The sequence below is a fragment of the Larkinella bovis genome (assembly GCF_042655385.1).
GTDB lineage: Bacteria > Bacteroidota > Bacteroidia > Cytophagales > Spirosomataceae > Larkinella > Larkinella bovis.
This window is the reverse complement of record NZ_JBHSMA010000020.1, coordinates 19,966-31,112: the sequence shown is the minus strand read 5'-3', so window position 1 is coordinate 31,112 and position 11,147 is coordinate 19,966. Positions and strand designations below refer to the sequence as shown.

The 11,147-nt window shown below is 53.1% G+C and carries 9 protein-coding genes and 1 rRNA gene; 7 read left to right on the top strand and 3 right to left on the bottom strand.

Features of this window, described 5'->3' with window-relative positions; translation table 11 throughout:
- Nucleotides 1–81, top strand: a 5S ribosomal RNA gene (rrf, locus tag ACFPMF_RS28050); the annotation flags it as partial.
- A 155-nt stretch (nt 82–236) separates the two neighbouring features.
- Nucleotides 237–482, top strand: coding sequence for an ISAon1 family transposase N-terminal region protein (locus tag ACFPMF_RS28045; RefSeq protein WP_465262199.1), 246 nt, complete (start codon nt 237–239; stop codon nt 480–482).
- A gap of 218 nt (nt 483–700) precedes the next feature.
- Here ACFPMF_RS28045 and ACFPMF_RS27530 read toward each other — a convergent pair whose 3' ends face one another.
- Genes ACFPMF_RS27530 through ACFPMF_RS27520 form a run of 3 tightly spaced genes read right to left on the bottom strand, consistent with a single transcriptional unit; the run spans nt 701 to nt 5,434 of the window.
- Nucleotides 701–2,344 carry a M1 family metallopeptidase gene (locus ACFPMF_RS27530; RefSeq protein ID WP_379851313.1) on the bottom strand — a complete coding sequence of 548 codons (1,644 nt, stop codon included), beginning with the start codon at nt 2,342–2,344 and terminating at the stop codon, nt 701–703.
- 33 nt (nt 2,345–2,377) lie between these two features.
- Complete coding sequence (locus ACFPMF_RS27525; protein WP_379851311.1) at nt 2,378–4,564, bottom strand: S9 family peptidase; 2,187 nt, start codon at nt 4,562–4,564, stop codon at nt 2,378–2,380.
- A 6-nt stretch (nt 4,565–4,570) separates the two neighbouring features.
- Nucleotides 4,571–5,434, bottom strand: a complete 864-nt coding sequence (locus ACFPMF_RS27520) for an AraC family transcriptional regulator (RefSeq protein WP_379851308.1) — start codon at nt 5,432–5,434, stop codon at nt 4,571–4,573.
- A gap of 337 nt (nt 5,435–5,771) precedes the next feature.
- Here ACFPMF_RS27520 and ACFPMF_RS27515 point away from each other — a divergent pair, with 337 nt between their 5' ends.
- The 5 genes from ACFPMF_RS27515 (at nt 5,772) to ACFPMF_RS27495 (ending at nt 11,145) form a co-directional block, all read left to right on the top strand.
- Nucleotides 5,772–6,683: a dihydrodipicolinate synthase family protein gene (locus ACFPMF_RS27515; RefSeq protein ID WP_379851306.1), complete on the top strand. Its 912-nt coding sequence runs from the start codon at nt 5,772–5,774 to the stop codon at nt 6,681–6,683.
- Nucleotides 6,684–6,763: 80 nt separating this feature from the next.
- Nucleotides 6,764–7,765 carry a 4-hydroxyproline epimerase gene (locus ACFPMF_RS27510; protein WP_379851304.1) on the top strand — a complete coding sequence of 334 codons (1,002 nt, stop codon included), beginning with the start codon at nt 6,764–6,766 and terminating at the stop codon, nt 7,763–7,765.
- Nucleotides 7,762–9,012, top strand: a complete 1,251-nt coding sequence (locus tag ACFPMF_RS27505; protein WP_379851302.1) for an NAD(P)/FAD-dependent oxidoreductase — start codon at nt 7,762–7,764, stop codon at nt 9,010–9,012. The genes ACFPMF_RS27510 and ACFPMF_RS27505 overlap by 4 nt, the downstream gene beginning before the upstream one ends.
- A 216-nt stretch (nt 9,013–9,228) precedes the next feature.
- Nucleotides 9,229–9,546, top strand: a complete 318-nt coding sequence (locus ACFPMF_RS27500) for a hypothetical protein (protein WP_379851301.1) — start codon at nt 9,229–9,231, stop codon at nt 9,544–9,546.
- Between the two features lie 459 nt (nt 9,547–10,005).
- Complete coding sequence (locus tag ACFPMF_RS27495) at nt 10,006–11,145, top strand: FIST signal transduction protein (protein WP_379851299.1); 1,140 nt, start codon at nt 10,006–10,008, stop codon at nt 11,143–11,145.
- The last annotated feature ends 2 nt before the right edge of the window (nt 11,146–11,147 follow it).

The following is an 11,147-nucleotide window of genomic DNA, read 5'->3' as shown; positions in this document are numbered from 1 at the left end:
TCCCATACCGAACAGAGCCGTTAAGCCCCGTTACGCCGATGGTACTGGAGTCACTTCCGGGAGAGTAGGTTGCCGCCACCACAGATTTTAAGGGTCCTCTCCGAAACGAGAGGACCTTTTTTTTGGCACACCATGCTTTAAAACCTCCATTATGGATCAAATCGGGGATCAGGTGCAAAACTTGTGGAGTGCGTTGCATTTTTTTAGGTTTGTGTTTTTAATCAAACCTGACCGTCTTGGAGAGTTTCCTGCCTTTATTCGAATACCTGTCACCCGATTTTATTGTAGCCTATTATGAGTTGACCCATGTCGAGCAGTCCTCCGAGGTGCTTCATGTTTATCTGCAAGAGAAGAACTACTCGGAGTCCGATCCCGCTAAAGCATTTCTTTTATCAAAGGGTCTCCTGCCTGAAATTACCATCCAGGACTTTCCCATTCGGGACAAGCGGGTGTTCTTGCATATCAAATGCCGTCGCTGTTAAATACCCAGACGGGTCAAATCCAGCAAAGAGATTGGTCGCAGGTAGCAGAGAGAACGCGAATGACGAAAGAATTCGCGGATTTTTTAAACCGGGCCGCCGGGCGGAGATTGACGGATTTATTCCCCCACAGTACCAATAGCCCGGGGCGTTTGTATGGCGTTGCCGGAAAACGTCTGGTACACCACTACCAGCACTTCGCCCGCTTTTCCCCTTGGCCTCTATTTCGTCATTTGAACAAACACGTAATAATTCGGATCACTCGTCAGAGAGGTGACCCCTGATTGCGGTAGCGTTTGCCACCGGGTGGTCGGACGGAGATTTTGACTAGGGCCATCGTTGTTCAGGCAAACGCGCAAGGGCATGTCAAACCCTTCGACACAATTGGTCCAGCGGTACTGGATTTTGCTTTTTACCACTTTGTATTCGAGCGTCGGAATGCGTTTGTCCCGCAAATACTGGTCGAAGGTCTTCTGCAGGTTGAACCCTGATTGCTGACTAATGTAGTCTTCAATCTGCTTTCCGTCAACGGTTTGGTGGTAGAACGTTTTGTTGAGCCCCCGCAGAATTTCCCGCCATTTCGTATCATCTCCTATAATGTGCCGGAGGGTGTGCAGCATGTTACCGCCTTTGTAATACATATCGCCGGAACCCGCATGGTTTACATTATAAATCCCGACGATAGGCCGATCGTTGCGGATGAGGGCCCGGCAACCGGTTACATAAGCGGTCCCCGCATCCTTACCATAATAATATTCGGTGTACAGATTCTCGGAATAATTGGTAAAACTCTCGTGGATCCACATGTCCGCAATGTCGCGATACGTGATGTTGTTGGCGAACCATTCGTGGCCGGATTCGTGGATAATGATAAAATCCCAGAGCAGGCCGAAACCCGTATTGGACAAATCCTTGCCCAAATAACCGTTACGGAAACGATTACCGTACGTGACCGAACTTTGGTGTTCCATGCCCAGGTAAGGCGTTTCGACAAGTTTGTAACCATCTTCGTAAAACGGATACGGGCCAAACCAGTGTTCGAAGGCCCTCAACATCGGTTTAACTTGTTGAAACTGGTGCCGGGCAGAATCTTCGTGTTCGCGCAGGGCGTAAAAATTCAGATCGAGCCGACCCTTTTCGCCCTGAAGCGTATCCGACCAATGAATGTAATTGCCCACGTTCAAATTGACGCCGTAATTGTTGATGGGATTACTGACAAACCAGTCGAAGGTGTGCGTTCCGTCATTATGTTCGGTCAGGCGACGCAGCCGCCCGTTGGAAACGTCGGTGAGATCTTTGGGAACCGTGATGCTGATTAACATGCTATCGGGTTCGTCATACATATGATCTTTGCAGGGCCACCACGAACTGGCGCCCAACCCCTGACAGGCCGTTGCAATGAACCACTTACCCGCTTTATCCCGCTTCCAGACAAAACCGCCATCCCAGGGCGCGCGCTTGGCAACTTTCGGCTTTCCGGCATAATAGACCACCAGCGATTCCCGCTGGCCGGTTTGCTGTTTCTTCTGCAGCGTTACAAAATAGGCGTTACCATCCCGCCGAAAGTTTAGCTCCTGTCCGTCCTGAACCACCTTCTGGATGTGTAGCGGGCGCTGCAAATCCACCTGTAACGTCTGATGGGGTTGTAAAACGCGGTAGTGAATCGTCGTGCTTCCACTGATGGCACTGTCGGTGGTGTTGAGTTTAACCTGCAAATGATAATAGGCCAGATCCCACCAGGCACGTTCGGGGGTAATGGAACCGCGCAGGGTATCATCGTGGGTGAAGGCAAATTGCTGGGCGGAAACCGTTACGGATAAAAACAGACCCGCAAAGAGCCCGACGGTTTTTGAAAATAGATTCATTAGGATGGTTGAAAGACGATGAAAAACAGACGATCAGCGCGGCCCGGGAGGGCAGTGCTCCAGCAGGTATTTTGTGTACAGCGTGCGCAGGTGACGGTTGGTGCCCTCGCCTTCCGAGATGCTGTGCGTACGGTTGGGATACGGCATCACCTGAAACTGCTTGTTGTGCTTAATGAGTTCATTGATAAGGACTTCGGCGTTGGAGTAATGTACATTATCGTCGCCGGTTCCGTGGATATACAACAGGTTGCCGCGCAGGTTTTTGGCGTACGTGATCGGAGAGCCGGCCACAAAATCGTCCCGGTTTTCCTGCGGTAACCCCATGTAGCGTTCCTGGTAGATGTTGTCGTAAAACAATTGATTCCCGACGGCGGCAATGGAAATACCAGTTTTATAAATTTCCGGATATTGAAAGAGCAATTGCAGCGTCATGGAACCGCCACCGCTCCAGCCCCAGACCGCCACCCGGCTGGTATCCAGGTAAGACCGCTGTTCGAACAATTTTTTAGCACCCATCGCCTGGTCGCGAACGTTGATTCGTCCGATTTGTCGGTAAATGGCTTTGCGCCAGGCAGTGCCTTTGAGGGTTGGTGTTCCCCGGTTATCGAGCGAAACGTAACAATAACCGGCTTTGGCCATATCCCCATCGAAAAGATTGTTGCTTCCGGCAGAAAAAACGTCGTTGGTGGTCGTGTTGGCGGGCTCACCGTAAACGTAGAAAACAACCGGGTATTTTTTGGTGCTGTCAAAATTGGCCGGTTTACGAATCCAGCCGTCCAGCGTAATCCCGTCGGCGGTGGTTACGGTAAAAAACTCGACATTGCGGGGTGTCGGGCTGGCGGCAGAAGGTCGGGTCGATGACCGGACAACCTGATGCGTCGGCAAACGAACCCAGGTGGTTGTGGGCGGAACCCGATGGCTATTGAACGTATGCATGGCCAATTGCCCGCCGGGGCCAATATCGTACGAGTGCGTTCCGGTTTCGCTGGCGGGCGAAAGCCGCTCCAGTTTTCCTTTTCCGTCCATTTTGGTGCGGAACAAATAGCGCTGGGTGGGCTGGTTGGGCGAGGCAATGAAATAAACGTACCGGTTTTTATCGTCGATGTAACTGATACTCGCAATATCGTACGATCCGGGCGTAAGCAGGGTTTCTTTTTTGTCGTCGCGGCTGAGTTGATACAGATGCCGCCAGCCGTCTTTTTCGGAAACCCAGAGGAACGATTTGCCGCCGTCGAGCCACTCCCAGCCGCCCGGATTGCCCCGGTTCCAGCTTTCCTTCGTATCAATCCAGGTGCTGCTGCTCTCCTCGTGAATCGGCGTGGCCGATCCGTCGGAAGGCTGGGCAACGAACAGGATACTGCGGTTTTGTTTGCGGTTGAGTTGTTGGATAATCAGTTCGCTGGTACTGGGAAACCATTCCATTCGAACCAGGTAATGCTGCTGCGGATCACCCGGTATCTTCAGCCAGCGCGTAGGCCCTCCCGTGGCCGATACCACCCCAATTCGCACCGGCGAGGGGGATTCACCCACTTTCGGGTACTCAACCGGCACCGCGTGCGAATACACGGAATCCGTCGTATTGAGCATCAGATAATCGCGGATGGCGCTGGCATCCACCTGCCAGTACGCAATCTGCTTGCTGTCGGGGCTCCAGCGAAAACCGTCGCGGCAACCGAACTCTTCTTCATATACCCAGTCGAACGTGCCATTAATCCTTTTGCGCGTACCATCGGTGGTCAGCGGGGTAGTTTGTCCGCTTGCAATGTCCTCGACAAAAAGATTATTCTTACTTACATACGCAACCTTGGTGCCGTCGGGCGATAGTTTGGCGTAGAGCAAGGACTGGCTGGGCTGGTTTTTTCCGACCTGCCGCAATTGATTGGTTTTGCGGTCGAGGAGGTAGTAATCCCCACGGGTATTGTACCGCCAGACGCGGGCGGTATTCGTAAAAAGCAGAACCGTCGAGGAGTCCGGACTGAATGCAAAACCGGCAACCGGAAGCGGTTTGCCGGAGCCGGGTAGAGTAAGTTGCTCCTTCGAAACAAAAACGGTTTCCTGACCGGAAACCACGTCGGTCCTCAGAAGGGCTTCGCGGTTTGAAGATAGAAATGCTTTGCCGTCGGGTGTCCACCGAATGCCCTGGAACTGAGCCAGCGACACGGGAATAAGGGCGGTAAGGAAGAAGAGAAGTGATGAAGTGCGTTTGAACGTCAGGCTCATAGAAGGTTAATAAATGGCTTTAAGGTATTGGCCCGGTGTCAGGCCGGTAATCAGTTTGAATTGGCGGTTAAAGTTAGACAAGTTTGTGTAACCGCACGAAAAAGCAATCTGGCTGATGGGTAATTTGGACTCCTGCAACAACCGGCAGGCGTGTTCGATCCGCACTTCATTGAGCAATTGCGAAAAGGTTTTGCGGGTATGCAACCGGAAAAACCGGCAGAAGGCGCTGGGCGTCAGGTGGGCTTGTGCGGCCACTTCCTCGAGGGTGATGGGCGATGCGTAGTGATTCAGAATGTACGTAAAAACGTTGTCGATCCGGCGGTGATCGTCGGGCCGGCGGGGTTGTTCGTAGGCCGTCATCGACAGGATTTCCCGCCGGTCGTCGGCGGCCATGTGGTCCAGAATCGTCAGTAGGCGCATCAACTGTTCGAAGGGCCGGACCGTGGGCAGTTGTTCCATACAGGTGGTAATCGAAACCGGTTCATTGAAGCGAATCCGGACGCCGTGCCGGGCGTCCTGAAACAGCTGGTTTAAATGACCGAGTTCGGGCATGCCGAAAACGGTTTCTTTCAACTGCTCGGGCCGGAGAAAAACCGTATATGACAACGCCCGCTGCTGCAACGAACCACGGAAATAAGCCGGATCGTTGCGGAAAACATGCGGTAGGTTGGCACCCAGCAGGAGGAGATCATACGGACGAAACCGGTCAATCCGGTCGCCAACCACCTGAGTACCCACACTTTCTTTGATCAGGGTTAACTGCAATTCCGGGTGAAAATGAAGCCGGTCGTAAAAATGCGGGCCGTCGTCGATCTGCACCCGAAACGAGCGATCATTTACCGTTGGAACCCGAAACAACAGCGGTTTCATAGGATAGTTAACTATAGTAGACAGTTAGACAAAAGAGAAAAGATGAAAGAGTACTTTGTTGATTTTTAACTAATTAGTCGCTTGTCTATTCTCTTTCTTCTTTAATCTGCATATAGAATGATGAATCGTCAGGATGAAGTGGCAGATCAAATTAGGGAATAAATCCGGAATTGATACAAAATTAGTGGCAATTTTGCTCAAGTGTCGGGATGTTGGATAATTGTGTATTAGAATTGATCAATCTCTGTGTAGTGATCCGTTGACGGATTCGCCAATTTTGTTTCAACGGATTCTTCTGCTTTCCAATTTTTTCTGATACTGCTTTTTTCTGACTCTTATGGCTACAACCGTTCGCTGGCAAGGTGTTTACCCAGCCCTTCTCACTCCCTTTACGGCCGATGATGAAATCGATCTGCCGCTTTTCGCCAGGAATATTCACGCGCAACTCGAAGCGGGCGTCCACGGGCTGATCATCGCCGGTTCGCTGGGTGAGGTCAGTACGCTTTCGGGACCCGAGAAACTGGCACTGCTGGAAACCGCCCTCGAAGCGAACAACGGCAGGGTTCCGGTGATCATGAACGTGGCTGAAGCCGTCACCCGGGAGGCCATCCGGGGGGCTCGCGAAGCCGAAGCGGCCGGGGCCGACGGCTTGATGCTGTTGCCCCCGATGCGGTATTTTGCCGATGCCCGCGAAACCGTCGAATTTTTCAAGGCCATTGCGCAGGAGACCTCACTGCCCATTATGATTTACAACAACCCGGTGGATTACAAAATTATGACCACCGTGGCCATGTTTGAGGAACTGGCGGTGTTGCCCAACATCCAGGCTGTGAAAGAATCGACCCGGGATTTGACCAACATTACCCGAATGCGGAATGCGTTTGGCGACCGGTACCGCATTCTGGGCGGGGTAGATACGCTGGCGTTCGAAGCCCTGTTGTCGGGAGCCGACGGCTGGGTGGCCGGGCTGGTGGATGCCTTTCCGCAGGAAACCGTGGCCATTTTTGAGCTGGCCAAAGCCGGTCGGATCGATGAAGCGCTGCGCATTTACCGCTGGTTTATGCCCTTGCTCGAACTGGATATTCTGCCCAAACTGGTTCAGTATATTAAATTAGCGGCCACCGCGACCGGCATTGGCTCCGAATACGTTCGCGCGCCCCGCCTGACGCTGGTGGGGGACGAACGGGAACGGGTTCAGGGAATTATTGAGGCCGCCCTGGCGACCCGTCCGGTTCTGCACGTATCGTAGCGGTTTTCGGGCCGCTAAACCAGCGGCCCGTCCTTCCGGCCGAAACCATTCTAAACCGATCTGAAAGCCATTCTGCCCGTATGAATTATAATTTTTTCTGTATCGACGCGCACACTTGCGGCAATCCCGTCCGGGTGGTAACGGGCGGTAGTATTCCGCACCTGACGGGGGCGACGATGAGTGAGAAGCGCCAGCATTTTCTTCGTGAGTACGACTGGATTCGCAAGAGCCTGATGTTTGAACCGCGCGGACACGACATGATGTCGGGGAGTATTCTGTATCCGCCGACCGACCCGGCCAACGATGTGGGCGTGCTTTTCATCGAAACCTCGGGCTGTCTGCCGATGTGCGGCCACGGAACCATCGGGACGGTTACGGTAGCGATCGAGCAGGGCTTAGTGGTTCCGAAAACACCGGGCGTTCTGAATCTGGAAGTGCCCGCCGGTCTGGTGCGGGCCGAATACCGTCAGGAAGGTCGCAAGGTGAAGTCGGTGAAAATCACGAATGTCAAGTCGTATCTGGCAGCCGAGAATCTAACGGTAGAATGCCCGGATCTGGGGACATTGACCGTCGACGTGTCGTACGGCGGCAATTTCTACGCCATTGTTGATCCTCAACCCAACTTCCCGGGCCTGCAGCACTACAAGGCCGAGCAACTCATTGCCTGGGCGCGGGTGATGCGGCAGCGACTCAATGAGCAGTATACGTTTGTCCACCCCGAGAATCCGACCATCAATGGACTGAGCCATATCCTGTGGACGGGCGAACCGCTGGCGGCCACGTCAACGGCCCGGAATGCGGTTTTTTACGGCGATAAAGCCATTGATCGTTCGCCCTGCGGAACCGGAACCTCGGCCCGGCTGGCCCAGTGGTACGCCAAGGGCTGGCTGAAACCGGGTCAGGATTTTGTCCACGAAAGCCTCATCGGCTCGATTTTCACCGGACGGATCGAGCAGGAAACCGAGCTGGCGGGCAAAGCAGCCATCGTGCCGAGCATCGAAGGCTGGGCCATCATTCACGGCTTTAATCATATTATTCTGGACGAAGACGATCCGTACGTGCACGGTTTTCAGGTCATATGAAACACATTGGAATTGTTGGCGGAGGTATTATCGGACTTTGTTCGGCGTATTACCTGCGCAAAGCGGGCTATCAGGTGACGGTTTTCGACAGAAACACCCTGACCGATGGCTGTTCATTTGGTAACGCCGGGATGATTGTGCCGAGCCACATCATCCCGCTGGCGCAGCCGGGTATGATTGCCAGGGGGATGCGGATGTTATTGCGATCGACCAGCCCGTTTTACATCAAGCCCCGGCTCAATGCCGATCTGCTGCGCTGGGGCTGGTTATTCTACAAGCATTCCACGCCCGAGCACGTTGAGCGGTCGATTCCGGCACTGCGGGATATCAGTCTGCTCAGTAAAAAACTGTACCAGGACCTGGCGCAGTCCGGTGAGTTGACCCCTTTCGGCTGGGAAGAAGTGGGCCTGTTCATGCTCTACAAAACCGCCGGTGCGGAACACGAGATGGCGGAAGAAGCGGAGGTCGCCAACAAAGCGGGGATCGAAGCGCGGCAGTTGTCGGGTGCGCAGGTGCAGGACCTGGAACCCGACGTGCGGGTGGATGTGCGGGGGGCGGTTTATTTCCCCGGCGACGCCCATTTGGTTCCGGGGCAGTTGGTGCGCTCCCTGGTAGAATACCTGAAAAACCAGGGCGTTTCGCTGGTGGAAAAACAGGAAGTAACCGGTTTTGGGCGAACGGGTTCCCGTATCAATTCGGTCCGGACGACGACCGGCGAATACGCGGTCGATGAACTGGTGATCGCAGCGGGGGCCTGGTCTCCCCAGTTGATGCGATTGTTGGGCGAATCCCTGTCGCTGCAGGGTGGGAAAGGATACAGTTTTATGCTGCGGAACCAGCAGCCCAACCTCCGGATCCCGGCGATCATGCTGGAAGCCCGGGCGACGGCGACGCCCATGGGGCCGGATTTGCGGTTTGCGGGAACGCTCGAAGTGGCCGGAACCGATTTGACCGTCAACATGAACCGGGTGCGCGGCATCGTCAACTCGATTCAAAACTACTACCCGGACGTGCCCGCCCAACTGCCGGACATATCGAAAGTCTGGAGCGGTTTGCGGCCCTGTTCGCCCGACGGCTTGCCATACATTGGTCCCTATCCCGGTTTTGAGAACCTGACGCTGGCGACCGGCCACGGAATGATGGGCGTCAGTCTGGGACCCGCTTCGGGGAAACTGGTGGCCGAATGCATCGAAAAACGCACCCCGACGATGGATCTGGCCCCGTTTCATCCGGCGCGATTCCGGTAAAAGACGCTAGAATTCGCGGAAATTCGGCTAAATTGCGGGCTACTTGGGCGGTTCGATAAAATAAAACTGGAATTAGATAATAAATATTTGGAAAACCGTTAACTAGCAAGTAGTTAGCAGTTGGATAGGAGTAATGCTACTTTCCGGTTTTTAAAAATGCGTTCCGGACTGCGTCGGATGCGCCCCATTTTGTAGAGCTTGTAATTACCCCATACCATGAAAGTCAGTTCGCCACAAGTGGGCCGATACTATTACGTCGGAAATGAACCGACGCTGTTTACCGAAAAATTGCTGCGGGAAATCCTGCCGCACCACCGTCCTCAGCCCATTCGTTTAACGAAACAATGGCTGATCTCCTTTGGCTTCCAGCAAGACCCGGCCCGTCTTTTCTGGTATTTTCAGGACCTCAAACTGGTTCCCGGACTCAATTGCTGGCTGTGCGTGAGTACCCGTCGGTACCTGTATTACGTACATGAACTCCAGGAATGTTTCGCTGATATTTACCAAACCGAATTACCGCTCGAAATTCAATAACCCCTGCCGGTTTTTGCCCTTTCGGAGAAGCCGGAAGAAATTCATGGATCCGGCATCGCCGAATCGGATTTAGCACGATATTTGTTCGAATATCTGTCTGATAACCTGGGGCAATCCTGTTCAGTTCGCTTCTATCTATTTTCACAGATTTTTGCTCAGTCTGGCCATCCGAATTTTAAGTAGATCAACACCTGAACGAGCTGTTTCAGCCCGGCGGGTGGTTGGTAAGGAAATTCTTTTTGTCTGATAACTAAAGCGGTAGAAAGTCTTTCTTCGGCGATTTTTTTTGATTTATGCCGTTTCGCTAAACTATTTTAAGAATAGTTGATGGTTTTTGGGAATTATGTTACCAGTTGGTGTCATTTAGTATATATTTTGCAGGATTGTGAGTAGTTTTCCCTGTCTTAAAACGATATCTTTACTACTACCTACTAAACGCTACCTTATTGACAAACCTATATGAAAATTAGTCAATCTGTTTACAAGGACCAGACCTGGACGTTTCTTTCGGAAAGTCCCGGTTTTCTGGCTGACAAAGCCCAGTTGGTATTCGCATTTGGGGAACGATTCCAACTGGAAAAACCAGGTTTGTTCAATGACTTGCACGCCCGGTTTCCTCAGGGGGATATTGTGATCAATTCGACGGCGGGCGAAATCTACCTCGATAAGGTCCACGATGACTCCGTGATTGTAACCGCCATTGAATTTGAAAAAACCCGGATACGGGCGGTTCAGATTGATATTACTCGGCATACCGAAAGCTATCAGGCCGGGGAGAAAATGGCGAGAGAACTGGACGAACCGGATCTGGCTGCTATTTTTCTGATTTCGGACGGCAGTCGGGTCAACGGCACCGATTTGACCAGCGCGCTGAACGAGCTGCTGAATCGCTACATTCCGATCTCGGGCGGCCTGGCGGGCGATGCGGCTCGGTTTGAAAAAACGCTCGTGGGGTTGAACCAGAATCCGGCGCCGGGCAAAATTGTCGGGATCGGGTTTTACGGCGACAGCCTCAGTATCGGGCATGGCTCGATGGGGGGCTGGGACGTTTTCGGGCCGGAGCGCGAAGTGACCCAGGCCGCTTACAACGTTTTGTACCAGATTGATGACAAACACGCCCTGGATCTCTACAAGGAATATTTGGGCAAATACGCCGAAAGTTTGCCGGCGGCCGCGCTGCTTTTCCCGTTGTCGATGCGGGTTTCGGCGGATTCCGAACCGGTTGTGCGGACCATTCTGACCATCGACGAAGAAGCCAAAAGCATGACCTTTGCGGGGGATATGCCGGAGAAAGCGCTGATCCGGTTTATGAAAGCCAATTTTGACCGGCTCATCGACGCATCGGCCATTGCGGCCCAGACTTCGCTGAACCAATTGAATTTTACGCCGGAACTGGCGATTCTGATCAGTTGCGTTGGCCGGAAACTCGTACTCGGACAGCGAACGGAAGAAGAGGTGGAGGCTGCCCGGGAGGTATTCGGGAGCGATGCGGTTATGACGGGTTTTTATTCGTACGGTGAAATATCACCCCTGCATTCCAGTGCCCGTTGTGAACTGCATAATCAAACGATGACCGTAACGGTCTTTTCGGAGAATTGAAT

Coding starts and splice junctions, on each gene's coding strand:
- ACFPMF_RS27510 (WP_379851304.1), top strand. CDS start 6,764: ATGAATTATAATTTTTTCTGTATCGACGCGCACACTTGCGGCAATCCC.
- ACFPMF_RS27505 (WP_379851302.1), top strand. CDS start 7,762: ATGAAACACATTGGAATTGTTGGCGGAGGTATTATCGGACTTTGTTCG.
- ACFPMF_RS27520 (WP_379851308.1), bottom strand. CDS start 5,434: ATGAAACCGCTGTTGTTTCGGGTTCCAACGGTAAATGATCGCTCGTTT.
- ACFPMF_RS27495 (WP_379851299.1), top strand. CDS start 10,006: ATGAAAATTAGTCAATCTGTTTACAAGGACCAGACCTGGACGTTTCTT.
- ACFPMF_RS27500 (WP_379851301.1), top strand. CDS start 9,229: ATGAAAGTCAGTTCGCCACAAGTGGGCCGATACTATTACGTCGGAAAT.
- ACFPMF_RS27515 (WP_379851306.1), top strand. CDS start 5,772: ATGGCTACAACCGTTCGCTGGCAAGGTGTTTACCCAGCCCTTCTCACT.
- ACFPMF_RS27525 (WP_379851311.1), bottom strand. CDS start 4,564: ATGAGCCTGACGTTCAAACGCACTTCATCACTTCTCTTCTTCCTTACC.
- ACFPMF_RS27530 (WP_379851313.1), bottom strand. CDS start 2,344: ATGAATCTATTTTCAAAAACCGTCGGGCTCTTTGCGGGTCTGTTTTTA.